Source organism: Pyxidicoccus sp. M6 (assembly GCF_055568925.1).
Genome location: NZ_CM145714.1, coordinates 7597692 through 7622966 on the forward strand (window position 1 = coordinate 7597692; position 25275 = coordinate 7622966).

Below are 25275 nucleotides of genomic sequence, written 5' to 3' on the forward strand. Positions count from 1 at the left end.
CCAGGGGGACAGTCCACGACCTTACAAGCAGCGAGACCGCCGTGCGACCGTCCCCGACATCGACCGCCGCCCTTCCGACAGCCGCGGTGTCCGCCCGCCCGCCCACCGCGCCGGACGCATGCCACGAGGGTTGGCTTTCGGGTGGCCGGCAATCAGAATCGCCCGCGAATGGCGCGCAGCGAGCCCAAGTCCATCGAGAGCCTTCTTCCCCGTGTCCTCGCCCGCCTCGCGGAGGAATCCGGCCGTGGCCAGACGCTGGCCCCCGTGTGGGCGGCGGTGGTGGGCCCCCACCTCGCCCGCTACACCACCCCGCATTCCCTTCAGGGCAGCACGCTGGTGGTGGATGTGGCCGGCCCGGAGTGGCTCCGCAGCCTGGAGGACGAGGCCGCCTCGCTGTGCGAGCGGCTCAACGCGCGGCTCGGGGACAACACGGTGAAGACGCTCTCCTTCCGGCTGGAGCTGCGATGATTGTGCTGCTCGCGCTCGGCGCCTTCCTGGCCGCGGCCCCGCCTCCACCTCCGTCCGTCGGAGACATGGAGGCCGAGGCCACACGACACGTGGTGCGAGAGTTCGAGCGCGTGGGCCGGCGCGCGCCGGTGCAGGACCCGATGCTGGGCACCGCGGCGCGGCGGCTCGCACTGGAGGCGCTCACCCGATTCACGACGGGCGCGCCGGACCACTACACCCTCACCGAGGCCATCAGCGACGCGGGCGGCGCGGACCCCACGCCGCGCACGCTCGTCATCCGCGCGTGGACGCCGCGCAACGGGCTCGACACCTTCCTCGCGCGCACGGACTTCAACATGGAGCGCGCCTCGCACTTCGGCCTGGGCGTGGCGCAGCAGGGCCAGCGCACCGCGCTCGTGCTGTTGCTGGCGGACCGGAAGGCGGAGCTGCTGCCCTTCCCGCGCAACCTCGCCGGCGGAGAGCGCGCCGCGAGCACCCTCTGCGGCACCCTCGTGTCACCCCTGCGCGAGCCGGACGTCTACGTCACCCGCCCGGACGGCGACGTGGACCTCGTGCCCCTCAGCCGCAAGGGCGCGAATGGAAGCTTCTGCGTCCGCCTCCAGTTCCCCACGCCCGGCAGCTACACGGTGGAGGTGGTGGGCACGGCCAATAGCGGCCCGGAGGTGGCGGCCCTCTTCCTCGTCCAGCTCGGCCTGCCCCGCCAGCGCGACGCACGCACGGAGGACGCCGAGCCCACCACGCTGGACGAGGCCCGCGAGGCCGTCTACGCGCGCATCAACTCGCTGCGCCGTGCGCACAACGTGCCCGAGCTGACGCCGGAGCCGGTGCTGGAGCGCGTGGCGCAGGCCTACAGCGACCGCATGGCCACCGAGGACTTCTTCGCCCACGTGGCACCGGACGGCTCCTCGCTCACGCAGCGCCTGCCGGCCTCCCTGCGCAGCGTACGCTCCGGGGAGAACCTGGGCGCCGCGGACGGGCCGCTGGCCGCGCACTTCGGCATCGAGCACAGCCCCGGCCACCGCCGCAACCTGCTGGACCCCGCCTTCCGCTTCATGGGCCTGGGCGTCGCCTTCCGGAAGGTGGGCGGGAGGGATGAAGCCATCCTTACCGAGGTCTACACGGCCGCTTCTCCCACCTCGGAGGCGGCGCCGGAGGACCCGCGGCAGGACGTCTACGACACGCTCGCCCGCTGGCGCACGGCGCACAAGCTGCCTCCGCTGGAGCGCAGCCCCGCGCTGGAGGCCCTCGCGCAGTCCCACGCGAAGCGCGCGCTGGCGCTGGACCAGCCGTCGGAGGACGCCGGTCCGCCCCTGCACGAGCGCGTGTTCCAGGCGTTGCCGGACGCGGGCACGGCGGCGGTGGACTTCTTCGTGCTGACGGACCCGTCCGCGCTGCCGGAGTCACGCAGCCTCGCGGACGCCACCAACAATCGGGTGGGCATCGGCGTCGTGCGCGGTGACTCGCGCCGCTTTGGCAGCCGGCGCTACTGGGTGGCCGTCATCTACGCCTCGGTCCGCTGAGTGCTTCAGCGCGGGCCGTGTGGCGAACCTCGGGCGTGACGCCCCTCTCTACCGAGCAGGGGCGACCCCGGGACGTGGAGCATTCTCGCTTCAGACAGGACGGCGCTGCGTGGCGTAGGCCTCGAGCCCCATCTGGGGCGGCGCCACGTGCTGGGACATCGGGCACTTCATGCACGTGAACGACTGCCAACCCCGCCGGACGGCCTCGTCCAGACAGTTGTCGTAGTGGTGGCAGTTGAGGTTGCGATGCGTCTCGACGCCGGCACGCTTCGGCCCGGCCTCGGGGTTGATGGTTTGCGGCAGATCGGCTGGACACGGCTTCATGGAGCCCTCCCTCTGTTTCCCCCCCGAGCGCTGAGAACGAGCTTGTGCTACCGGACAACGTGCCCACCAACTGGGTGAGCCAACCGGAGTGGCGCGTAACGGCCGCGCAAAGTAGTGATTCACTCCTGGTGACGCAACGGGTCGACTTCTCCTACCCAAGTGCACGTAATCGCCTGGACTCTTTCGGCGAATGTTGACGGGTGACGAACAGTCCGGCCCTGCCCGACGCCGCGGGGATCTAGGACTTGTCGCTCGTTCTGTCAAACCACCCCCGTGAGAATGCAAGGGGAATGATCGGCGCGCGCATCCCGTTGGCAGGCCGCAAAGCCGCGTCAGGAAAGGAAGACCACATGAGTTGGACCGGGCTGGTGGCGGGGCTGGTTGCGGGGGTGGCCCTGGGGCAGTCGCCAGCGACGCTGGAGGCGGTGCGGCTGCACAAATCCGACGCGGGCGCCCTGGCGAAGGACGAGCTGGCGGCCTGTGTCGCGAAGAAGTGTCCGGACGCGGGGCGGCTCGCGCTGCTTGCGGGCACGCTCGCCCTCTCCGACGGGCAGGCGGCCGAGGCGAGAGACCTCCTGTCCGCTCACTCGCCTCCGGAGTCCCTCACGCCGTACCACGCCTTCTACCTGGGCCAGGCGCGCTTCTATTCGGGTGATGCCGTGGGCGCCGCCGCGGACTTCGCGCGCGTGCTGGAGGCCCGGCCTCCGGCGCAGCTCGCGGCCCGGGCGCGCGCGCGGCTGGGCGAGGCGCTGCTGAAGTCCGGCAAGGCGAAGGAGGCGGCCGCGGTGCTGGAGGGCGCCGCGAAGGCAACGCCTACTCCGGAACTTTTGTATCAGCGTGGCATCTCCCGTGGTGCCTCGGGCAACCGCGCGGGCCAGGTGGCGGACCTGCTCGCGGTGGCGCTGCGCTTCCCCGCCCACCCGTACGCGGATGAGGCGGTGAAGTGGCTCACCGAGGGAAAGAAGCCCGCCGCGAAGCTGGGCTTCGCCGAGCGCACCCGCCGCGCGGACGGCTTCCTCGACGCGGGCCAGCCGCAGCGGGCGCTGGATGAGCTGAACGCGCTGGAGAAGGGCGCGAAGCTGGCGAAGCCGCAGCAGGCGAAGGTGGCCCTGCTGCGCGCGCAGGGTTACTTCGGGCTGAAGCGGACGGAAGACGCGGAGAAGGCGCTCGCGGTGGCGGAGAAGGGCCCGCCGGACGTGGCTTCCGAGGCCGCGCTGGTGGTGGCTCGACGCGCGCTGCGCACCGACGACAACGCGAAGGCCCGCGCGCTGATGGCGGCGCTGGACGCGAAGTACCCCTCGCAGGCCGCGGGCGACGAGGGCGCCTTCTTCGCGGGCTGGCTGGACTTGCAGGCCGGCCGCTTCGCGGACGCGGTGAAGGCGCTCACGGGGTTCGACACGCGCTACCCGCGCTCGCGCCGCCGCGACGAGGGGCTGTGGTTCCGCGCGCTCGCGCACCTGCGCATGGAGGAGTACGCGAAGGCGCGGCAGACGCTGGACGCGCTGGTGGATGCCTTCCCGCGCAGCAGCATGGTGCCGCAGGCGCGCTACTGGTCCGCGCGCAGCCGCGAGCTGGAGGGCGCGAAGGTGGACGTGGTGGGCCCCGCGTATGAGACGCTCATCGCCTCCGCGCCCGCGTCCTTCTACGCGCTGATGGCCGTGGAGAGACTGAAGGAGCTGGGGCGCACCCCGCCCGTCCTCTTCCCGCAGCCGCCGAAGCAACTGGAGCTGCCGCGCCCGCCGGAGCTGGAGCTGGCCATGGAGCTGACGCGCACGGGCCTCTTCCGCGACGCGGCGGACGAGGTAGAGGAGCACGCGGGCCGGCTGCGCACGGCGGACCAGGCGTTGCCCTTCGCGCACGCGCTCCTCAAGCTGGGCGAGTACGGCCAGGCGCACGCGGTGGCGGCGCGCTACCTCTGGGGCCGCGCCTTCGGCTCGCGTGAGCCGGACGCGCTGGCGGCCTTCTACCCGCGCGCCTTCTCCAACGCGGTGGAGCAGGCCGCGGCGCAGGCGAAGGTGGACCCGTTCCTCGTCTGGGCCATCATGCGGCGCGAGAGCGCCTTCCGCCCGGAGGTCATGAGCGCGGCGGACGCGCGCGGGCTGATGCAGATCATCCCGCCCACCGCCACGGCCATCGCCGAGCACCTCTCCGAGCCGGCCCCCGCGCCCGCGGACCTCTTCTCCCCCGAGCGAAACATCCGCTACGGCGCCTGGTACCTCGCGCGGCTGATGCAGCGCTTCGGGCACCCGGTGCTCGCGGCGGCGGCCTACAACGCCGGCCCCAACGCCGCGGTGAAGTGGGCGCAGGAGCGCGGCTCGTTGCCCCTGGACCTCTTCGTGGAGACAATTCCGTTCAAGGAGACGCGCGGCTACGTGAAGCAGGTGGTGGCGGACCTGTTCCTCTACCACGCGTTCTACGACGCGAATGGCAAGGGCCTGCGCCTGTCGCTGAAGGTGCCGGAGCCGTCGGTGGAGGGCGTCACCTTCTGACGTGACACCCGGACGTGCGCGGGCGCGCGCGGACTACTTCCGCGCGCCCATGCGGCGGAGGATTTCGGCCTCCAGCGAGTGCACCACCTCGGAGAGCGGGAGGCTGCTGGAGTCCACCTTGAGGGCATCCTCCGCGGCCTTGAGCGGAGCCACCGCGCGCGCGGAGTCGTCCTTGTCGCGCTTCATCTGGTCCGCGAGCACCTCTTCCAGCGTGCTCTCCACGCCCTTCTGGAACAGCTCCTCGAAGCGGCGCCGCGCGCGCACCTCGGGGTTGGCCTCCAGGAAGAACTTGGCGTCCGCGTCGGGGAACACCACCGTGCCGATGTCGCGCCCCTCCAGGATGGCGCCCTTCCCCGCCTCCAGCGCGAGCCGCCGCTGGAGGTTCAACAGCCCCGCGCGCACCACCGGACGGCCGGACACGCGGGAGGCGGCCATGGAGATTTCGGGCGTGCGGATGTCCGAGGACACGTCCTGCCCGGCCAGGAACACGCGGTTCTCCTCGCCCACCACCTGGAAGTGGATGCGCACGCGGCCCAGCAGTGCTTCCAGGGCCGTGTCATCGTCGAGCGCAATCCCCTCGCGCGTCGCCATCAGCGCCACGCAGCGGTAGATGGCGCCGGTGTCCACCAGCGCGAAGCCCATCCTCCGCGCGAGCAGCTTGGACACGGACGACTTGCCCGCGCCGGCCGGGCCGTCGATGGCGACGATGAAGGGACGCGGGCTCACGACAGAATCTCCTTCAGTGCCACCACGCAGCGCTCGTTTTCCTTGGGAGTCCCCACGGAGATGCGCAGGCAGGTGGGGAAGCCCTGGTTCGCGAAGGGCCGGACGATGACGCCCTTGCGCAACAGCAGCTCGTAGAGCTCCGGGGCCGGACGGTGGAAGTCCGAGAACACGAAGTTGGCGTGGCTCTGCGTGAGCGTCGCGCCCAGCTTCGGCAGCTCCTCCGCGAAGTAGCGCAGGCCCTGGCGGTTGTTCTCGCGCGTGCGCCGCACGTGCTCGGTGTCCTCCAGCGCGGCCATGCCCGCCGCCTGCGCCACCACCGTCAGGTTGAACGGCATCCGCGTGCGGTGCACGTAGCCCGCGAGCTTCGCGTCCATGATGCCGTAGCCCAGCCGCACGCCCGCCAGCCCGTGAATCTTGCTGAACGTCCGCAGCGCCACGAGGTTGGGGTACTTGCGGAACAGCTCCACGGCGCTCGCGTACTCGGGCCAGTCGACGAACTCGAAGTAGGCCTCGTCGTGCACCACCAGCACCTCGGCGGGGACGGCGGCGAGGAACTGCTCCAGCGCGGCGCGAGAGAAGGCCGTGCCCGTGGGGTTGTCCGGGTTGGCCAGGAACACCATCCGCGTGCGCGGCGTCACCGCCTTCGCCATGGCCTCCAGGTCGTACTGGTAGCCCGCCTTCATGGGCACCTCGACGAACGGGCGCCCGTGTGCCTGCGCGGAGATGCGGTACGCGGAGAACGAGCCCTTGCAGAGGAGGATTTCGTCCTCCGCCGTGGTGAAGGTGCGGATGAGCAGCTCGATGAGCTCGTTCGAGCCGCTGCCCAGCACCACTTCCTCCGGGCGCACGCCCACGTGCGCGGCCAGCCTGCGCACGAGGTGGAAGGACGTGGCGTCCGGGTAGAGGTGCGTCGCGGTGGAGGCCGTCCGCATGGCCTCCACGGCACGGGGCGAGGGCCCCAGCGGGTTCTCGTTCGAGGCGAGCTTGATGACGCCCTTCAGGCCGTACTCGCGCTCGGTCTCTTCAATCGGTTTGCCCGGGACGTAGGGCTTGAGAGTCTCAACGTAGGGTGGAACGAGAGGTCGCATGCTGGGCCAGAGGTAATGCGTTCAGCGCCCGGAGAACACGCCCAGCGCGCGGAACTTCGCGTACCGGTCCTTCACCAGTTCATCGGGCGACAGCTCGGCGAGCTGGCTCAGGTGCTTGCGGAGGACCTTGCCCAGGGCCTCCGCCATCTTCGCCGCGTCGCGGTGCGCGCCGCCGGGCGGCTCCTGCACCACCTCGTCGACAATCTTCATCTCCAGCAGGTCCTTGGCGGTGAGCTTCATCGCGTCCGCCGCCTTGGCCGCCTTGGTGGAGTCACGGAAGAGGATGGAGGCGCAGCCCTCGGGGGAGATGACCGAGTACACGCTGTTCTGCAGCATCAGCACGCGGTTGCCCACGCCGATGGCCAGCGCGCCGCCGGAGCCGCCCTCGCCCACCACGGTGGAGATGATGGGCACCTTGAGCCGGCTCATCACCTCCAGGTTGACGGCGATGGCCTCCGCCTGCCCGCGCTCCTCCGCGCCGATGCCCGGGTACGCGCCCGGCGTGTCCACGAAGGTGAGGATGGGCTTCTCGAAGCGCTCGGCCAGTTCCATGAGCCGGCGCGCCTTGCGGTAGCCCTCCGGGCGCGGCATGCCGAAGTTGCGCGCCATGTTCTCCTTGGTGTTGCGGCCCTTCTGGTGCCCCATCACCAACACGGGCTTGCCGTCGAAGCGCGCGAAGCCGCCGACAATCGAGGGGTCCTCACCGAAGGAGCGGTCTCCGCACAGCTCCACGAAGTCCGTGAAGAGGTGCTGGACGTAGTCGAGGAAGTAGGGCCGGTTCGGGTGGCGGGACATCTGCACCACCTGCCACCGAGACAAGTCACTGAAGATCTCCGACTGGAGCTTCTTCGCCTTCTTCTCGAGCTTGGAAATCTCCGAGGAGAAGTCCACGGAGCCGCTCGTGGAGAGGCCCTTGAGCTCCTCGATCTTCTTCTCCAGCTCGATGAGGGGACGCTCGAAGTCGAGCGCATAGCTGGTACTGGTTGCCATGTCGCGGGACTAGCACCAGGGTTGGGAGGCTTTCAACGCGCAAGAGGTTACGCACCCCGCCGAAAGGGCGGGCCCTGCCATCCGACGGACGACATGCTCTTCACGTCTTTGCTCCTCGCCTTGACTCTGACGGCCACCCCACCCGCCCCCGCCGCGAGGGCGCTGAACACCGAGGGCTTCCGCCTGTACCAGGCCGGCCGCTATCCGGAGGCCCTGGAGAAGTTCCAGGAGGCCGCACGGCAGGCCCCGGACTATGCGCTCGCCCGCTACAACGTCGCCGCCACGCTGGGACTGCTGCGCAAGCAGGGGAAGGTGTGCGAGTACAGCGCCCACCGGGACGTCATCGTCGAGCACCTCACCCAGGCGGTGAAGCTGGACGCGCGCCGGCTGGCCCGAGCGAAGGTGGACCGGGACTTCGACTCCATCCGCGACACGCTCGGCTGGCAGCGCCTGCTGGGCCGCACCCCGGAGCGCGAGGCGGACGTGCCAGCCCTGCTGCCCGCCGTCTCCTGGTTCGGCCCCGGCGTGGGCGTCTACGGCTCCACCCAGGGGCTGCGCTTCAAGTCCGGCGGCAAGGTCTCCCTCTGGACGAAGGAGGTGGGTGACAGCGGCACGCCCCGGCTCCGGGAGGTATCCGGCACCTACGGGGTGAAGGGCCGCCAGGTGGAATTGCGGCTGAAGGGGCGGGCCGCCCTGGTGGGGATGCTGACCAACACCGGCGCCCTCACCTTCCCCGAGCTGGGCACGTTCACCGACTCACCGTCGGAGTGCGATGCCTGAGACACCTCGCGGGCCAGTGACGAAGGCCCACCACTCGGGGTGATGGGGCCCGCACGCTTACACGACGGGCAGGCAGCCAGCCCTTGGCGCCCACGACGCAAGTGGTCAATGTGCGCGCCGGGGGCGGGGCGGCAGAGACTTTTCGGGGAAGTACCGGGGCTGGAGGCACGCGGGCGGCGGGCCCCCTCTTTTCCCAGGCAGCGGCCCTCAGGCCGCCTTGATCTTCGCCGCGGGCGGAGACAGCGCGTACCACGCGGTGCGGAACGCCTTCAGCTCGCGCAGGCCCGCCGGGTGACGGCCCAGGGCCGGCGCCATGGTGACGGGCAGGCCAATCTTCTTCTCGATTGCCTTGGCCGCGTTGAGCTCCAGCTTGCGGCGGTTCTCGCACTTCTCGCAGGTGGACTTGGGGCCCACGCGGTTGACGAGCACGCGCTCCACCGGGAGCTTCTTCTCCTTGAGGTACTCCACCAGCCGCTCGGTGCGGGCCGCGGCCAGCTCCTCGCCGCGCGTGACGACGACGAAGCGCGCCTCGCTCGGAGAGGCCAGCGCCTCCTCGAAGCGCTTCACGTGCTTGATCATCCCGGCGATGTCGTCCGCCAGGTCGCCGAGGCCCTTCGCGCGGTGCTTGCTCAGCACGGTGTGCAGCGCGCCCAGCCACGTCCTGGCCGTCTCCGCCAGCTCCACCACGCGCACCGACGTCACCACCGGCGAGGAGTCCACGACGATGCGCTTGAAGCGCTCCTGCACCAGCGCGTCGGTGAGGCAGGACAGCGCCGCCAGCTCGTCGATGCCCGGGGGCGCGCAGTCCAGCAGGTTGCGCAGGTAGAGCAGATCCGCCGGCACCTCGCTGCCCGCCTTGGGCGCGCCCTCGAAGGCCTTCTCCGCCTTCTCCTTCAGGCGCTTGCGCAGGGCGTTGAACCAGCCGGCGATGTCCAGCTCGCGCGCGTACAGGCCCTTGGTGCCCTTCACCTGCGTCTCGGTGTCCGTCAGCCGGCTCTGCAGCACGTCCGACAGCGAGTGCGACGGATCCGTGGAGATGAGGAGCACCGGCCCCTCCTTCTCCGTCAGCGTCACCGCGGCCGCGGCGGCGCAGGAGCTCTTGCCCACCCCACCCTGGCCCACGAAGAAGATCAGCCGCGTGGGAGGCAGCGGCGGCGCGGCGATGGGCGGCATGGACGGCGCGCGCACCAGGGCCGGAGGTCCTTCGGCGGCGGCGAACTCCAGCGCCTTCGTCTCCTTGCCGCCGGCCCACGCCTTGGCGAACAGCGCCAGCCCGTCCAGCCCGCGCGGGGCCAGCTCACGGCGGCCCAGCAGGTGCACGGGTACGGCCTTGTCCAGCGCCTGGAACTTGCGAACGTGCGGGGCCTGCAGGCCCCGGCGGCCCTGACACGCCGGACAGCCCTCCCGGTCCTCCACCTGGTTGACGATGATCTCCGTCACCGGGATGCCGCGCTCGCGCAGCTGCGTGAAGAGCATGCGCGTCTGCGCCTCGGGCACCGGCTCCGCCAGCGCCACGAGGTGGAAGGCCGTGCGCGCGGGGTCCTTCAGCAGCGCCAGCAGCTTCTCCGCCTTCTGACCCACCTGCTCCAGGAAGCCCGGCGCCGCGGGCTCCGCGGCCTTCTTGCCCTTGCCCGTGGGGGCCGGCTTGTCACCGCCCGCCTTCACGAAGCCCAGGAACTTGCGCAGGCCCACCGGCAGATCGAACAGCCGCAGCGTGTGGCTCGTGGGCGAGGCGTCGACGATGATCCGGTCGAACTCCTTCTCCTTGCCCTCCAGCAGGTCCACGACGTGGAAGAGCGCCACCAGCTCCTCCAGGCCCGGCACGGCCTGCTGGTACAGCTTGCCCATGTCCTCGTCGGAGATGTGCGTGCCCTTGGCCGCGGCCTTCTGCAGCGCGGGCAGGTACTCCGCGAGGAAGGGCTTCATCAGCGTGGCCGGCTCCACTTCCATGGCGTAGACGCCGCCCTCGCCCTTGCCCGGAACCAGCTTCGTCGGCTTCGCCGTGAGCTTCTTCTTCACCAGGTCCGACAGGGAGCGCACCGGGTCCAGAGAGACGAGCAGCACCCGTTCCTTCGGCGCATCTTCCGACAACCTCAACGCGTATGCTGCCGCGAGCGTGGTCTTGCCTGCCCCGCCCTTGCCGCCGAAGAAGTGAAGAACTCGCGCGTCGCTCATTGGGTTGTGGCCTTCCTTGTGCCCCCCCGGCGGCACCTGATGCACACTCTTGACGGCCCAGAAGAAGGCGTCGGAGTGGCCCGGTGCGTCGACTCGTGCGGCCGGGCCCTCCCTGTGGGTGGGAGATTACCGCAGAATCCCCCGTCCAGAGGTCAAAAGTCAAGAATTGACGCGGGGTTTCGAGGCTGGAAGGGCCCTCTTCGGGCTCACCTTTCGAGCCCCCTCCGAGCCCCGCCAAGCTTGCGGAATCCGGAGGGGAATTCCTACCCGTCAGGTCAGCGGACGACCAGGCTGTTGGCGCCCAGCGGCCCCTCACTGCCCTGCCCGCCCAAAGGTCCGCCGCCGTGGCCGCCACCCGGGGTCTGCTGTGCCCGGGCCTCGGCCGCGTAGCGGTTGAGTTTGTTGTACAGCGTCTTCTCGCTCACCCCGAGCACCTCGGCCGTGCGGGCCTTGTTGTTCCCGTTGCGCTGGAGGCTGCCGAGGATGTACTCGCGCTCCACCGCGTCCAGGCTGAGGCCGAAGGGCAGCCGGAAGGTGTGGCGCTCCGGGGCCTTGCCGGCCATGTCCGGCGGCAGGTGCTCGCGGGTGATCAGCTCGCCGTCGCAGAGGATCACCGCGCGCTCCACCGCGTTGCGCAATTCGCGGATGTTGCCCGGCCAGTCGTAGTTCTTCAGGACCTCCATCGCCTCGGGGTGCACGCCGCTGACGCGCTTGGCCGAGTCCCCGCGGTACTTGTCCACGAAGTGCTGGACGAGGATGGGCACGTCCTCGCGCCGCTCGCGCAGGGGCGGCAGGTGGATCTGGAACACGTTGAGGCGGAAGTAGAGGTCCTCGCGGAAGCGGCCCGCCTTGATCTCCTGCTTGAGGTCGCGGTTGGTGGCGCACAGCACGCGCACGTCGACTTCAATCTCCACCTTGCCGCCCAGCCGCCGCAGCTTCCCCTCCTCCAGGACGCGGAGCAGCTTGGCCTGCAGCTCCAGGGGAATCTCGCCCAATTCGTCCAGGAAGAGCGTGCCGCCGTGGGCCATCTCGAACACGCCGGGGCGGCGCTGATCCGCGCCGGTGAAGGCGCCGCGCTCGTGGCCGAAGAGCTCGGACTCGATGAGCGTGTGGGGAATGGACGCGCAGTTGATGGCGATGAAGGGCTTGTCGCGGCGCAGGGACAGGTTGTGCACCGCGCGGGCCACCACCTCCTTGCCCGTGCCGGACTCGCCGCTGATGGACACGCTGGCCTTGGACGGGGCCACCTTCTCCACCAGCTCAATCACCTTCCGCATGTTCGCGGACTGGGCGATGAGGTCCGACGAGCCGAGCTGCTTCAGTCGCCGGCGCAGCGTCTGCACCTCGCGCATCGTCTCCTTCTTCTCGAGCGCGCGGTCGATGCAGACCTTGAGCCGCGCGGTGTCGAGCGGCTTGACGATGAAGTCGTAGGCGCCCTCGCGGATGGCCTCCACGGCGGCGTCGATGGTGCCGCGGCCCGTGAGGAACACCACCGGGCAGTCCGGCAGCTCTTCCTTCAGGTTGCGCAGCAGCCACAGGCCATCCGTCTCCGGCATGGCCAGGTCCGACAGGACGACGTCCGGCCGGAACTCGCCCGCCTTGCGGAGGGCGTCATGCCCGTCGAAGGCGATCTCGACCTTGTGCCCCCAGGCACTGAGCATCTCCGCCAGCGCCTCGCACGTGTCGCGTTCGTCATCCACGGCCAGGATTCGTGCGCTACCCAAGATGAAGACCTCCCGTACTGCGTCGTGACGCGAAGTTGTCTGAATCCGAAGAGGCCCGCGGTCGCGCGGGCGAAGCTCATGCGCGGGGGAACACCAGCCGGCAGTGGCCGGCGCGGATCTGCGGCTCCACGCCCAACTGCACGCAGCGCAGCTCCAGGGCGGCCACAATCTCAGGCGACAGCTCGGGCGCGATGCCCGAGTCCTCCACCTCCAGCACCGCGCAAGCCCCGTCCGCCCGCACCAGCACCTTCACCGCCCCGCCCCCTTCCGCGCGGCGGAAGGCGCGCAGAAGGGACTGCACGAGGAAGAAGCCCAGCTCGGACGTGTCCGGCAGCCGCACCCGCACCCCGGCCTCCACCGCGGACTGCACCTGCACCCGGCGCTTGCGGCCCTCGTGCCCCAGCACGCCCAGCGCGCGCGTGGTGGCCTCGGACAGGTCCGCCTCGCCCGGCGTCGCGCCGCGGTGGACCACGAACTCGGAGAACAACTTCAGGATGCCGTCCACGCGCTGGATCTGATCACGCATGGCCTTGAGGTTCTTCTCCTGCGACGGAGGCACCTGGCCCGTCTCCGCCTTCAGCTTCTCGGAGAGCACCTCCAGGTGGATGGCGAGCGCGTTCAGCGGGTTGCGCACGTCATGCATCAGGCTGTCCATCAGCGTCGGTACGGCGCCGTAGCGGACCGCGCCCACCATGGGGTCCGCCGGCTCCTGGACAGAGGGTGCAGAACTGGACACAGCCGTCGAGCTAACCAACGGAAACTCCTCGGGATTTTGCCGCCCTTCCTGCCCGCCGCCCTTACCGGTGCCAAGAGTTAGGGAGCCCCTTCCGGAACGTCAACCCTGGGTCGGTAATTCTTGCCGGAACCGGCAAATTCCCGTGGCAGGACGCCCACTTGGATGGGCTCCCGAGTGTCCGTCAGCCGACGATTCCGGGCCCCACGCGATCAGCGCGGGGCTTCCGGTGTCAGGCATCGAACGGAGGTGTGAATCACGCCGTCGTCGGCGGGGGGCGCGCGCCCTCACCCAGGCCGACGAGCTCGAGGTTCAGCCGGGCGGCGAACTCGAAGATGCGGGGGTCCCTGTAGAACTCGCCGTAGACGATGCGGACGAGGCCCGCGTTGGCGATCAGCTTGAAGCACGGCCAGCAGGGGCTCGCCGTCGTGTAGATGGTGCCGCCCTCGATGCCGACGCCGTTGGTGGCCGCCTGGATGATGGCGTTGGCCTCGGCGTGGACGGTGGCCACGCAGTGGCCGTTCTCCATCATGTGGCCCACGTCATCGCAGTGCGGCAGGCCGCGGATGGAGCCGTTGTAGCCCGTGGACAGAATCGTCCTGCCGCGCACGATGACCGCGCCCACGTGCTTGCGATCACACGTGGCCCGCGTGGCCACCTGCTTCGCGATGTCCATGAAGTACTGATCCCACGAAACGCGTCCGGACATGCGCTACCTCCAGGCCGGGATGTAACCCGGCCCATATACGCGTCCAGTTCTCCGCCCGCCGCGCGGATCAGCCCGCGTGTGCCGGCCAACGACCGGCGGCCCGCGCCGCATTCGTCACGGGCCGCGTGCGGGTGCCGGCCCTAACGTCCGGCGGCCTGCGCCACGCCGCCCTCGGTGGGGGCCGCGTGCTTCAGCAGCCGCGCGAAGCCCTTGGACTGGAGGAACTGGCGCACCTTCGCGCTGGGTGCGGCGAACGTCTCACCGGGCATGGGCACGTCGAAGCTGTAGCTCTGCTCCTGCACGGCGAAGTCCACCTTCGCGGTGCGGTAGCCCTCGACGATGGCCAGCAGCCGCCCCGTCTCCAGGCTGAAGATGCCGCCGCCCGAGGCGCCGTAGCCGATGGGCGCGTCCGTCTTCACCATGCTCGGGCGCTTCGTCTCCCGGTCCCACTCCACCTGGGACAGCATGCCTCCGGACAGCGACAGCGCGCGGCCGAAGGGAGACGCCGCCACCACCACGTCCTCGCCCAATTCCAGCTCCGCGTCGTCCGCCAGCTCCGCCGCGGGCAGCTCCAGGCCCGGCACGCGGACCAGCGCGAGGTCCAGCTCCGGCACCTGGCCCTTCGCCATCACCTCGCCGGTGTGCTCGAGCACGTCGCCCTGGCGGTCCACGAGCACACGCAGCACGGGGGTCTTCAGGTGATCCATCTCCACCGCGTGCGCGTTGGTGACGACCCACGCCACCACCCCGCCCCGCGCATCACGCTCCGAGCCCACCACCACGCCCGACGCCGTGCTGCGCGCCCTGCCCTCCTCCGTGATTTGTAGCCGTACGTTGTGCGGGAGGATGCGCCGCACCTGCTGCTTGCGAGAGGGGCGCGGCATCTCGGCCTTCACGACGTGCTCCACGACAGGAGCCGCCTCGGCTACGGGAGCGCTGGCGGACTGCTGCGAGGGAGCACTGGCGCAAGACACGAGGGCGAGCAGGGCGGGGACGCCCGGGAAGAAGCGGCTCATCGACTCTCCGGCTGGGGGACGGCTGCGCTGCAATGGGTACAACTCACTTGCAGCCCGAATCATCCCGGGCTCCCGCCAGCATTGGAAGCAGGCGTCCGGCGTGGCCCCGTCCGCCTGCCCGCTCATGCGCGGGGGTGCTTCACCCGTAGCGCTTCTTCATCAGGAACAGGATGGCGTCCTTCGCGCAGCTCTCGCAGTAGCCATAGCGCTCGGACATCGTCTTGAGCGTGCTCTGCACCTGCGCCTGCTCGCGCGGGGTGAGCTGGTTGCGGTCCTCGGAGAGGTACTTGAGGACGTTCTCCTTGTTCTTGCGGAGCACCCGCTTGCGCTCCTCGAAGTAGTGGTCTCGCAGGCGCCGGAACATGTCCGGGAAGATGCGCGGGTAGTCCATCTCCAGGTCCGGGTTGTCCAGCCGGTGCGCGCCGATGGCGGAGATGAGGCCGCGGCGGAAGTCGGCGGCCTGCTCGCCCTTCGGCATGACGATGGCCTCCACCTCCGCCATGCGGTTCTCGTCCGGCTTCTCCATCTCGCCGGTGATGCGGTTGCGCATCTTCTCGCCGCGCACCCAGTGGCTGACGCTCTGGATGTAGCGCTCCACCAGCTCGCGGTACTGCCCTTCCGAGACGAGGCCCATGGACTCACGGACCTCGGTGTCCACGCGGTCCAGGTACTCGGCCTCGGCCACGCGCACGAAGGCCTCGTGGTCGTGGTAGCCGTCCACTACCTCCTGGAGGAGGAACTCGTAGACGCTCTTGTCCTTGCAGATGGCCTGCAGTTCCTCCAGCACGGCCAGCGCGTTGAGGCACTTGTAGTCCGGGTTCTGCGCGGCGTTGAACAGCGCCGTCTTGATTTCACGCGCGCTGGCGCCCGAGCGGCCCTCGTAGTTGGGGTACGCGTCCGACTCGGTGAAGAGGTCCTCGCGCAGCTTCCTGAGCTCCTTGGTGTTGGCCAGGCTCAGCCGGTCCGGCGGCGCGCCCTCCTCGTAGAGGTGCAGCTTCTCCACCGGCGAGACGTGGTCGATGAGCTCCTTCACGTCGTTGGGGTAGCGGTCCGGGATGGGCTTCTTCAGGCGCGTGAGCACGGCCCACATGGCGGCGACTTCGGTGGCGTGAGGGGCCACGTGCTTGCCCACGGTGGTCGCGGTGATCTGCGCGTCGTAGATCTGCAGCTCCGTCTTGTAGCGGCGCAGGTAGGGCACGCGGACCAGCTCGATGCGCCCCTTGAAGGACGCGAAGTCCGGCAGCTCCTTGAAGGCCCCCAGGTGCTTCTCGTTGGCGGAGGCGATGAGCACCTCGTCCAGCTGGAGGACGAAGGGCTCCAGCGGCACCTCGCCCGTCTCGCTGAAGCCGAGCAGGTACTTGAAGGCCTCCAGCGGCCGCTTGAGCAGGTCCGCGTACTCGATGAGGCCGCGGTTGGCGTGGATGAGCGGCCCGTGCGGCTCGTAGAGCACCGTGCTGTGCAGGGGAGCGGGCACGTTGAGCTGGGTGCGGTCCGCGGTGATCTGCTGGACCATGGCGTCCACGCTCATCTGCGGCTCCACCGTCACCGTGCCCACCTGGTAGCGGCGCGAGACGTAGAAGCGCTCCACCTGGACGTGGCGCATCACCTTCAGCCAGTCCCCGCCGTACGAGTTGAGCAGCGCGGTGTAGATGCTCCGGCACTTGGAGCACAGCTCGCCCTCGCGCAGGTAGTCGGAGAGGATGAAGTCGCCCGTCTCCCCGTCACCGTTGCCCAGCCCCTTCTTCTTGAGGGCGGTCTCCAGCAGCTTGCGACGCTCGCCCGGCGGCACGACGAAGAGCGGGTGGTCCCTCAGCTCGCAGGGCATGCGCAGGTCGATGGCCTCCGACTCCAGGTGCGCGTAGCTCGCCACCTCCCCTTGCGCGCTGTCCCGCTCGCCGAAGCCGATGGAGCCCTTGATGAGCTTCTCCGAGGGGAAGACCCAGGCGATGCGGTAGAGCGCGCCCTGCGGCAGCCGGGAGTACGCCTCCATGCCCTCCTTGAGGGCATTGACCAGCGTGGACTTGGCGCTGCCGTTGGGGCCATGCAGGAGGATGAGCTTGTTGATGTGGCCGGCGCGCACGAAGTTGCCGAGCAGCCGGTAGATGGAGTTCTGCACCTCCTCCTGGCCGGCCACCCTGCCGTCCCGGTCGCCCGAGGGGGCGTCGAACACCTTGAAGCGGCGGATGGTGCCGGTGGGGTGCGGCACCGTCTCCGTGCCGAAGTGGTCCATCACGTCCCGGAGGTACTGGGCGGCGTTGCGCGCCTGGCCCTTCGGGTCGTTGAAGAAGAGGGAGAGGTATTCCTCGAAGGACAGGATCGACCGGTTCTTGACGAAGTCGGCGTTCACCTGCGCGCCCACTTCCTGCAGATAGCCCTTCGCGTCCACGGGTGTCTCTCCTCGGTACGGGTCAGTTCGATCTAGCCATGGCGCCGGACGGCCGCACGGCCCCATCATGCTTCCGAACTTTTCCGCCAGCCGTGCGGATGTCCAGCCCCCGCCACGGTGTCTGTTCGGGTCCGCGCGGTCCAGCCCGGCGAGTGGCCCTGCCTCCCACCCGGGGGAGCAGGGAGCCTGCGTGCAAGCATACTCGCGCACATACTCGCGCATGTGTTCGCGGTGAGATACCGTCCAGACCTCCAACCCCGCGGCGCCCCCCACCCGGAGTCCAAGCACGATGCACAAGGAGCCCATCATCGGCATCGACCTCGGCACGACGAACTCGTGCGCGGCCATTGTCGAGGACAGTGGGAACGTGAAGCTCATCCCCTACAAGGGGGGCGAGTACACCATCCCCTCCATCTTCGCCATTGACGACAAGGGGAACGAGCTCATCGGCTACGAGGCCAAGCGCCAGTGGCAGCTCAACCCGCGCAACACCGTCTACGGCGCGAAGCGCCTGGTGGGCCGGCCCTTCAACAGCGACGTCGTCGAGACGATGAAGAAGGTCGTGGCGTACAACCTGCGCCCCGGCAAGAAGAACGACGTCTCCCTGGACGTGGGCAAGAAGGAGTTCACGCTCCAGGAGATCAGCGCGAAGATTCTCGCGAAGATCCGCGAGGTCGCCTCCAACTACCTGAAGATGCCCATCAAGCGGGCGGTGGTGACGGTGCCCGCCTACTTCAACGACCGGCAGCGCCAGTCGGTGAAGGACGCGGGCAAGCTCATCGACCTGGAGGTGGTGCGCATCATCAACGAGCCCACCGCCGCGGCGCTCGCGTACGGCGTGGGCAAGGGGCTCAAGGAGAAGGTCGTCATCTACGACCTCGGCGGCGGCACGTTCGACGTGTCCATCATCGAGATTCGCGACCGCGTCTTCGAGGTGAAGGCCACCGGCGGCGACGTCTTCCTGGGCGGCATCGACTTCGACAACGCCATCATCCACCACGTCCTCAAGGACTTCGCGGCGAAGACGGGCATCGACCTGGCCACGGACCCGGTGGCCATGCAGCGCATCAAGGACCTCGCCGAGCGCACGAAGATTGACCTCTCCGCGCGCGAGGAGGTGCCCTTCAACATCCCCTTCATCACGATGACGTCGCAGGGCCAGCCCCTGAACATCGAGATGAAGTTCACCCGGAAGATGCTGGAGCAGCTCACCAACCAGCTCGTGGACCGCACGCTGCAGATGGTGGCACGCGTGCTGGTGGACTCGGGGTTGTCCACCAAGGACGTCGACGAGGTGATGCTGGTGGGCGGGCAGACGCGCATGCCCGTCGTCCAGGACCGGCTCACGAAGTTCTTCGGCAAGCCGCCCAGCAAGGGCGTGCACCCGGACGAGGCCGTCGCCATCGGCGCGGCGCTCTACGCGCACTCGCTGCAGGACGACACCAACCTGCGCATCCAGCTGCTGGACGTGATTCCCATGGCCATCGGCCTGGAGAAGGCGGGCGGCGCGTTCCACGTCGTCTTCCCGCGCAACGCGCCCATTCCCAACGCGAAGCAGCTGCTCGCCACCACCAGCATGGACAACCAGACCGAGCTGGCCATGCGCATCTTCCAGGGCGACCACGAGATGGTGGCGCGCAATGATTTGCTCGGCGAGTTCACCTTCTCCGGCATCCAACAGGCCCGCGCCGGCGGAGTGCAGGTGGAAATCACCTTCGACGTGAACGTGGAAGGCATCCTCACCATGCGCGCCAGGGACCCGGCCACGGGCCGGGAGATGAAGACCACGGTGCGCGTGACGCAGAGCTGAACACGCGAGGGGCGGAGCTGAAGCGCCCCGCCCTCCTTGCGCTACCGGGAGGGCCCGGCCACCAGCGCCGCCGTCCCCGGCTCGCCGTGAGACGGGGGCTGGGACGGCACGAAGGGCGTGGGCTCGTCCGGGGCCACGCGGGTGTCGCCCTCGCGGCGCACCAACTCGAAGACGGCCACTGGCGCGCTCGCTCCGGGCAGCGCCTGCTCCCCCAGCGCGGTGTACTCGAAGGAGGCTCGCGACTGCTCGCGGGCGCGCGCGCTGACCAGCACCTGGCCCCGCCCGGCGTGGGCCGCGAGCCGGGCGGCGGTGTTCACCACCTCGCCCAGCACGGTGAAGTCCAGCCGGCCGGAGGCCTTGGCGCCCACGCTGCCGGACACCAGCTCTCCCGAGTCCAGACCGATGCAGACGCCGTGGGCATACGGGGCCTGCTCGCCGCCCCGGTCCGCGAGCGTGCCGAGCTGCCGGCGGATGGCGATGCAGGCCTCCTGCGCGCGGTCCACGTGGCCCGGCCCCCGGAAGACGGCCATGACGGCGTCCCCGACGAACTTGTCCACCGTGCCGCCGCGCGCCAGCACCTCCGGGACGATGGCCTCGAAGTTGGCGTTGAGCCGGCGCAGCGACTCCGTGGGCGCCTCCTGGTGGAGCACCGGCGTGAAGGCGTGCACGTCGACGAACACCACCGTGGCCTCGACGCGCTCACCCGCCAGCGCGTCCGAGCCCTGCAGCAGCGGAGGCAGCCGCTCCAGTACGCCGCCGGGGACGAACATGCGCAGAAGGCCATTCTCCTCCGTGGAGCGGATGGTGCTGCGCAGCTCGCGCACGTGCTTCAGCGTCTTGACGAGCGTCGTCTCCAGGTCCGGGAAGTCGATGGGCTTGGTGACGAAGTCGTACGCACCGCGGTTCATCGCCGTGCGGATGTTGTTCATGTCGCCGTACGCGGACACGATGACCACGCGGGTCAGCGAGCTGACCTCGCCCACGCGCGACAGGAAGGTGAGCCCGTCCATGCGCGGCATGTTGATGTCGCAGAGGACGACCTGGACGTCGGGGTGCTGGCGGAGCTGCTCCAGCGCCTCCTCGCCGTCCGCGGCGAAGAGGAACTGGTAGACGGAGCGGCGGATCTGCTTGCGGAAGCTCTGCTCCATCAGCACGACGATGTCCGGCTCGTCGTCCACCACCAGCACCTTCGCGGGGCGCGACGGCCGGCCCGCCTCCACGCGCGAGGTGAAGGCCGCGGCAAGCTCGTGCGCGGACTGGTAGCGCCGCGAGGGCTCCGCGTCCAACGCGCGCGCGAAGAAGGCATCCACCTCCGCGCCCAGCTCGGGGACGATGCTGGAGGGCGGCGGAGGCGGCGGGGGCACGTTGCCCATCCGCATCTGCCGCAGCGCCTCGAGGGGGAACGGGTGCTGCCCGGTGAGCGCGCGGTACGCGACGACGGAGAGCGCCCAGAGGTCGCAGCGGTGGTCCAACCGCGGGTCGACGCCACGGAGCTGCTCCGGGCTCATGTAGCGCGGCGTGCCCGCCATCTCCTCTTCCGGGTGGGGCTTCGCCGCGCCGCCGGACATGAGGAGCGCGAGCCCGAAGTCGAGCACCTTCACCATCTCGCCGCTCGTGGTGCGGGCGAGGAAGAGGTTGGCGGGCTTGAGGTCGCGGTGGATGACACCCGCGGCATGCGCGGCCGTCAACGCGCGCGCCGTCTGGGTGAGGAGGCGGTCCACCATGGCCAGCGACAACCGCTCGCGGCGGTTGAGGAGCGCCTCCAGGTCCTCGCCCTCGAGCAACTCCATGACGATGTACGGCGTGTCGCCGGACAGGTCGCAGTCGTGGACCTGGATGACGTGCGGGTTCTGGAGGCGGGCAATGGCCTGCGCCTCCCACTCGAACTGCTGGCGTGCGAGCGGGGCCGGTGCGCTGTGGGACGCCATCAGCTTCAGCGCCACGTGACGCTGGAGCTTGGGGTCCAGCGCCACCCAGATGGTGCCCATGCCGCCACCGGCGAGGCGCCGCTCCAGGATGTACCTGCCGCCAATGGTCTGGCGCTCGGACATACCGTGTTCATCCATGGTCGTGGCCTCGGGGGAGGGGCCGCCCCGTGCGGCGGAAGTGGGGGCTCCCGCAGAACAACGGGGGGAATCTTCTCACACCCGGTGTGCCGGGGGTACTCCTCGAAATAGCGGGCAACGCTCCCTTCTCCACCGGACGAGCGGCCCCCACCGCGTGCGGATAAAAGCGAAGGCCCCTCTTCCCGGCATGGGAAGAAGGGCCTTCTTGCTTCGGAGACGAGAGAAGCGCGGCGCTAGGCCGTCTTCTTCTCCTTCTCCATCACGAGCTGCGGTGGCTCGTGCTTGGTAATCACCTGCTCGGTGATCTTGCACTCCTTGACGCCCTCGCGGAACGGCACGTCGTACATGATCTCCAGCATCGCGTCCTCCAGGATGGCGCGCAGGCCGCGCGCTCCGGAGTGACGGCGCATCGCCTCGCGGGCAATGGCGCGCAGCGCTTCCTTGGTGAAGGTCAGCTTCACCTTCTCCATCTCGAAGAGCTTCTGGTACTGCTTCACCAGCGCGTTCTTCGGCTGGGAGAGGATGGTGACGAGGTCCTCTTCCTTCAGGTCGTTCAGCGTCGCAATCATGGGCAGGCGGCCGATGAACTCGGGAATCATCCCGAACTTCATCAGGTCCTCCGGCTCCGTCAGCGCGAGCAGCTCGCCCACGCTGCGCTCCTCGCGGTGCGTGATCTTGGCGCCAAAGCCCAGGCCCTTCTCACCCACGCGGCGCTTGATGACGCCGTCGATGCCGTGGAAGGCACCGCCGCAGATGAAGAGGATGTTCGTCGTGTCGACCTGGACGTACTCCTGCTGGTTGTACTTCTTCCCGCCGCGCGGCGTGACGTTGGCGCGGGTGCCCTCGATGATCTTCAGCAGGGCCTGCTGCACGCCCTCGCCGCCCACGTCGCGGGTGGCGCTGGGCATGTCGCCCTTGCGCGCAATCTTGTCGATCTCGTCGATGTAGACGATGCCGCGCGCGGCCTTCTCCACGTCGTAGTCGGCGTTGTGGAGGAGGTTCTGGATGATGTTCTCCACGTCCTCGCCCACGTAGCCGGCCTCGGTGAGGCTGGTCGCGTCGGCGATGGTGAAGGGCACATTGAGGAAGCGCGCCAGCGACTGGGCCAGCAGCGTCTTGCCGCTGCCCGTGGGGCCGATGAGCAGGATGTTGCTCTTGCTCAGCTCCACGTCCTCGCCGCCGGGGCTCTTCACACCGGGGCGCGGCCGGGCGGCCGGCTTCTTCTGGTAGATGCGCTTGTAGTGGTTGTACACCGCCACCGCGAGGACCTTCTTCGCCTGGTCCTGACCGATGACGTAGTCGTCGAGGAACGCCTTGATTTCAGAGGGCGTCGGCAGGCTGACCTGCGGCTTGCCTTCCTCACGCTCGTTCTCATCCGCGATGATGTCGTTACAGAGCTTGATGCACTCGTCGCAGATGTAGACCGTCGGCCCGGCAATGAGCTTGCGGACCTCGCGCTGCGATTTACCGCAGAACGAACAGGACAGGTTGACGTGGTGCTCCTTCTTCACTGCCGCCTCCGAGTTCGCCGACCCCGGGTCCCCCGGAGCCTACTACGCCGTCCACCGCTCCCCTACCCTCACGGCCTGCCCACGTCTCGAACAGCCGTCAGGCCCACCTACATGGGGCCCTGAACCACTATAGGGCCCTCCCCCTCGGGCAGGAAGCCCGGCGGTACAGGCCCGTTGCCGAGCGTACATGCCCGGCAGCGGGTCAGCGTTCAGTAACAGCGGTCTAGGCGTCCGTCACGCCCGCGGCAATGTCCTCCACGTCCTCCGCCAGGGCGGACGCTCGCTCGGCGACGGCGTTCGGGATGCGCCGGCACCCCGCCAGCTCACTGGCGAGCTTCCGGGCCATCTGCGCCAGCTTGCGCACCTGGGCGCTCTCGGGCGGGGGCTCGGGGGCCGGGCGGGGGAAGCGCTCGGCAAACTCCTTCTTCAGCTCGGCCGGGGGCTTTTCCGGGCTCCAGATGCTGTCACGCAGGGAGCGGTACTCGCTGGGTGAAAGTTGCCCCCGCTCCTCGGCGTCGGCCAGGACTTCGATGACCTCGAAGGCCGGGGCCTTTTCCGGGAACTCCTGCGCCTTGAGCTCTTCCTCGGGCTCGTGCTTGGCCAGGAAGCTGAACGAGCGGGTGAGCTTGAGGGCGGTCTGCTTCTTGATGTGGAGCTCCTTGAGGCAGTAGGCCTCGAAGGTGGGATAGCCCCATTCCTCGAACTTCGCCTCGTCCCGGACCTGAACGAGCAGCTTGCCCAGCTCGGCCCAGGTGGACTTGAAGCGCTTGGCGGCCACCAGGACGGTGTGCCGGAAGGTCCCCGGGGGGACGCTCATCGCCTTCTTGGCAATCTCGGTCTCAGCAACAGAAGCGGACATGGCCCTGGTATCGGCCATGCCCGGGGGGTGGGCAAGAAAGTGACCCTACCCCCGCTTTCCGATGGTGAACGACAGGCCCACCGTGGCGCGCTCGCCCTCGTAGGCGCGGAAGGGCCACTTCTGCAGCTCGGCGAAGAGGCACTCGTAGAGGGGGCCCTTCTTGAACTGCGGGTTGTCCACCCAGAGCTTGGACACCTTGCCGTCGTTGCCGATGACGAACTCCAGGGGGATTTTCGCGTAGAGCCCAGGAGTGCGCTCGGCCTCCTCCTTCAGGCACTTGAAGAGCGTGGACTTGTTGCCGGCCACCACCCGGTTGATGGCGGACTGGTCGAACTCCTGCGTCATCTCCAGGCCGTCCGGGTCCGTGCTCACGCTGCCCGCCGGGCGGGGGCGCTTCGTAGGGTCCGTGCGGCTGGCGGACGCCACCGCCGTCTTGCCGGTGCCCGTGCCGGGGGTGGTGCCGGTGGCGGGCTTCGTGCCCGTGTCGGTGCCCGGGCGGCGCGTGCCGTTGGTGGGGTACTCGAAGAGCTCCTCCTCGTCGGCGCGGGCCTGGGCGAGGCGGATGGTGGGCGGATCCATCTCGATGCCCTCGAATTCCTCCTCGCCGCCGAGCCACCCGTAGACGGCGGCGTTGCGCGCCACCCAGAGGCCGCCGATGCCGAGCAGCAGCACCATGACGCCCGCGCCGGCGCCGAGGTACGTCAGCCGCTTGCGCGACTTCTCGCGCTCCACCGCCACGGCGGCGTCCACCCGGGCGCGAGCCTCGGCGCGGGCCACGTGGACGCGGAAGGCATCCACGTCCGCCATGCGCAGGAAGTTTCGCTCTCCGGCCGGCGCCACCGGCGTGTCGGGCGTCAGCTCTCCCGACTCGAGCTTCGCGACAATCTGCCCGCCGCTCAGGGGCCCCAGGACGAGGTCTCCCTGACGGAAGAGCCAGTGTCCTTCCACATCCACCGCAAAGTCTTGTCCGGCCGCCATTTCGCGCGCGATTATCCGTTGTTCCCCCACACCCTCGCAACGCCGTGCTCCCATCGACTTCCAAGCGGATTCCCGTCGCACTGTGGATCTGGTACCGCGGCGGAAACTTCCGTGGCTTCCAGCGTCAGGCGGAGGGCCCCACGGTGCAGGAGGCGCTCGAGGAAGCGCTGGCTTCCGTCGGCGTGCCTGCCACCGTCATGCCGGCGGGGCGCACGGACAAGGGCGTCCACGCGCGAATGCAGGTGGTGAGTGTGCGGCTGGAGCCGGGGGACTCGGCGGAGGCCCTGGAGAAGCGGCTGCCTGCCCGGCTGCCTCCCGGCTTGGGACTGTGCGCGGTGCGCCGGCCCGGCTCCTTCCATGCGCAGTGGAGCGCGAGCGGCAAGGCGTACCGGTACCGCGTGCGCCTGGGCGGGACACCCGACGCGGCGTGGGCGCCCCATGCGTTCGACGTGCGCCACGAGCCGCTGCTCCAGGGCGCGGGCGTGCAGGTGACGCCGGAGCGGCTGGAGGCACTGCTCGCGCAGGCGGTGGGGACGCGGGACTTCATCGCCTTCCACGAGAAGTCCAGTCCTCGCAAGCCGCGCACCCTGGAGTCCGCCACCCTGCATGCGCTGGGCGGTGGGCTCTACGAGGCGAGGCTGAGCGGGGACGGCTTCGCGCGCTACCAGGTGCGCTACCTCGTGGGGAGCGCGCTGAAGGTGGCGGCGGGCCTGTTGCCGGAGGATGCGTGGAAGGCAGCGCTGGAGACGGGGGCGGCCATGGTGGGCTTCAAGGCGCCCGCGCACGGCCTGGTGCTCTGGGAGGTGCGCTACCCTCCCGGGTTGGACCCCTTCACCGCCGGAGAGCGCCTCCACCCTCCGGGACTGCCGCGGGAGCCACCGTTCCTTTCGGAGTGACTCGCGGCGGGGTCCACAACAGCGGCG

At 69.5% G+C, this 25275-nt stretch carries 20 protein-coding genes; 6 read left to right on the top strand and 14 right to left on the bottom strand.

Annotated elements, in window-relative coordinates; genetic code table 11:
* Positions 1 to 168: 168 nt before the first annotated feature.
* Entirely contained in the window at positions 169 to 468 is a 300-nt protein-coding gene (locus ACVTJA_RS29860) for a DciA family protein (RefSeq protein ID WP_465824808.1), read from the top strand.
* A complete protein-coding gene (locus tag ACVTJA_RS29865) occupies positions 465 to 1988 on the top strand; it encodes a CAP domain-containing protein (RefSeq protein WP_465824810.1) in 1524 nt (507 codons plus the stop codon). The genes ACVTJA_RS29860 and ACVTJA_RS29865 overlap by 4 nt, the downstream gene beginning before the upstream one ends.
* A gap of 90 nt (positions 1989 to 2078) precedes the next feature.
* Here the strand turns inward: ACVTJA_RS29865 and ACVTJA_RS29870 are convergent, their stop codons facing one another.
* The gene (locus ACVTJA_RS29870; RefSeq protein WP_465824812.1) at positions 2079 to 2312 is read right to left on the bottom strand and encodes a hypothetical protein; all 234 of its coding nucleotides are present in this window, start codon (positions 2310 to 2312) and stop codon (positions 2079 to 2081) included.
* A 350-nt stretch (positions 2313 to 2662) separates the two neighbouring features.
* Between ACVTJA_RS29870 and ACVTJA_RS29875 the strand changes: the two genes are divergently transcribed.
* Positions 2663 to 4801: a lytic transglycosylase domain-containing protein gene (locus ACVTJA_RS29875; protein WP_465824813.1), complete on the top strand. Its 2139-nt coding sequence runs from the start codon at positions 2663 to 2665 to the stop codon at positions 4799 to 4801.
* A gap of 33 nt (positions 4802 to 4834) precedes the next feature.
* Here ACVTJA_RS29875 and cmk read toward each other — a convergent pair whose 3' ends face one another.
* The 3 genes from cmk to ACVTJA_RS29890 are packed head-to-tail and all read right to left on the bottom strand — an operon-like array spanning position 4835 to position 7605.
* Complete coding sequence (gene cmk / locus ACVTJA_RS29880) at positions 4835 to 5527, bottom strand: (d)CMP kinase (protein ID WP_465824815.1); 693 nt, start codon at positions 5525 to 5527, stop codon at positions 4835 to 4837.
* The gene (gene hisC / locus ACVTJA_RS29885) at positions 5524 to 6615 is read right to left on the bottom strand and encodes a histidinol-phosphate transaminase (protein ID WP_465824817.1); all 1092 of its coding nucleotides are present in this window, start codon (positions 6613 to 6615) and stop codon (positions 5524 to 5526) included. The genes cmk and hisC overlap by 4 nt, the downstream gene beginning before the upstream one ends.
* 21 nt (positions 6616 to 6636) lie before the next feature.
* Positions 6637 to 7605 carry an acetyl-CoA carboxylase carboxyltransferase subunit alpha gene (locus ACVTJA_RS29890; RefSeq protein ID WP_465824818.1) on the bottom strand — a complete coding sequence of 323 codons (969 nt, stop codon included), beginning with the start codon at positions 7603 to 7605 and terminating at the stop codon, positions 6637 to 6639.
* A gap of 93 nt (positions 7606 to 7698) precedes the next feature.
* On the opposite strand from ACVTJA_RS29890, the gene ACVTJA_RS29895 reads away from it, so the two are divergent.
* Entirely contained in the window at positions 7699 to 8385 is a 687-nt protein-coding gene (locus ACVTJA_RS29895; RefSeq protein WP_465824820.1) for a tetratricopeptide repeat protein, read from the top strand.
* Positions 8386 to 8592: 207 nt separating this feature from the next.
* Here the strand turns inward: ACVTJA_RS29895 and ACVTJA_RS29900 are convergent, their stop codons facing one another.
* The 6 genes from ACVTJA_RS29900 to ACVTJA_RS29925 form a co-directional block, all read right to left on the bottom strand.
* Positions 8593 to 10560, bottom strand: a complete 1968-nt coding sequence (locus ACVTJA_RS29900) for an ArsA family ATPase (protein ID WP_465824821.1) — start codon at positions 10558 to 10560, stop codon at positions 8593 to 8595.
* A 275-nt stretch (positions 10561 to 10835) separates the two neighbouring features.
* The gene (nla6, locus tag ACVTJA_RS29905) at positions 10836 to 12284 is read right to left on the bottom strand and encodes an enhancer binding protein Nla6 (RefSeq protein ID WP_465824823.1); all 1449 of its coding nucleotides are present in this window, start codon (positions 12282 to 12284) and stop codon (positions 10836 to 10838) included.
* Between the two features lie 76 nt (positions 12285 to 12360).
* Entirely contained in the window at positions 12361 to 12978 is a 618-nt protein-coding gene (locus ACVTJA_RS29910; protein WP_465824824.1) for a histidine kinase dimerization/phospho-acceptor domain-containing protein, read from the bottom strand.
* A gap of 295 nt (positions 12979 to 13273) precedes the next feature.
* Positions 13274 to 13726, bottom strand: coding sequence for a deoxycytidylate deaminase (locus ACVTJA_RS29915; protein ID WP_465824825.1), 453 nt, complete (start codon positions 13724 to 13726; stop codon positions 13274 to 13276).
* Positions 13727 to 13866: 140 nt separating this feature from the next.
* A complete protein-coding gene (locus tag ACVTJA_RS29920; RefSeq protein ID WP_465824826.1) occupies positions 13867 to 14742 on the bottom strand; it encodes a S1 family peptidase in 876 nt (291 codons plus the stop codon).
* A 139-nt stretch (positions 14743 to 14881) separates the two neighbouring features.
* Positions 14882 to 17128, bottom strand: coding sequence for a PrkA family serine protein kinase (locus tag ACVTJA_RS29925; protein WP_465824827.1), 2247 nt, complete (start codon positions 17126 to 17128; stop codon positions 14882 to 14884).
* Positions 17129 to 17417: 289 nt separating this feature from the next.
* Between ACVTJA_RS29925 and ACVTJA_RS29930 the strand changes: the two genes are divergently transcribed.
* Entirely contained in the window at positions 17418 to 18938 is a 1521-nt protein-coding gene (locus ACVTJA_RS29930; RefSeq protein ID WP_465824829.1) for an Hsp70 family protein, read from the top strand.
* A 41-nt stretch (positions 18939 to 18979) separates the two neighbouring features.
* On the opposite strand, the gene ACVTJA_RS29935 is transcribed toward ACVTJA_RS29930, so the two are convergent.
* The 4 genes from ACVTJA_RS29935 to ACVTJA_RS29950 form a co-directional block, all read right to left on the bottom strand.
* Positions 18980 to 20989: a protein kinase domain-containing protein gene (locus tag ACVTJA_RS29935; RefSeq protein WP_465824831.1), complete on the bottom strand. Its 2010-nt coding sequence runs from the start codon at positions 20987 to 20989 to the stop codon at positions 18980 to 18982.
* A gap of 248 nt (positions 20990 to 21237) precedes the next feature.
* Positions 21238 to 22515, bottom strand: coding sequence for an ATP-dependent Clp protease ATP-binding subunit ClpX (gene clpX, locus ACVTJA_RS29940; protein WP_465824832.1), 1278 nt, complete (start codon positions 22513 to 22515; stop codon positions 21238 to 21240).
* A gap of 223 nt (positions 22516 to 22738) precedes the next feature.
* Positions 22739 to 23392: a hypothetical protein gene (locus ACVTJA_RS29945; protein WP_465824834.1), complete on the bottom strand. Its 654-nt coding sequence runs from the start codon at positions 23390 to 23392 to the stop codon at positions 22739 to 22741.
* 27 nt (positions 23393 to 23419) lie between these two features.
* Positions 23420 to 24352 carry an AgmX/PglI C-terminal domain-containing protein gene (locus tag ACVTJA_RS29950; RefSeq protein WP_465824836.1) on the bottom strand — a complete coding sequence of 311 codons (933 nt, stop codon included), beginning with the start codon at positions 24350 to 24352 and terminating at the stop codon, positions 23420 to 23422.
* A 44-nt stretch (positions 24353 to 24396) separates the two neighbouring features.
* Here ACVTJA_RS29950 and ACVTJA_RS29955 point away from each other — a divergent pair, with 44 nt between their 5' ends.
* On the top strand, positions 24397 to 25248 hold the full coding sequence (locus ACVTJA_RS29955; RefSeq protein WP_465824838.1) for a tRNA pseudouridine synthase A: 852 nt from the start codon (positions 24397 to 24399) through the stop codon (positions 25246 to 25248).
* Positions 25249 to 25275: the final 27 nt, after the last annotated feature.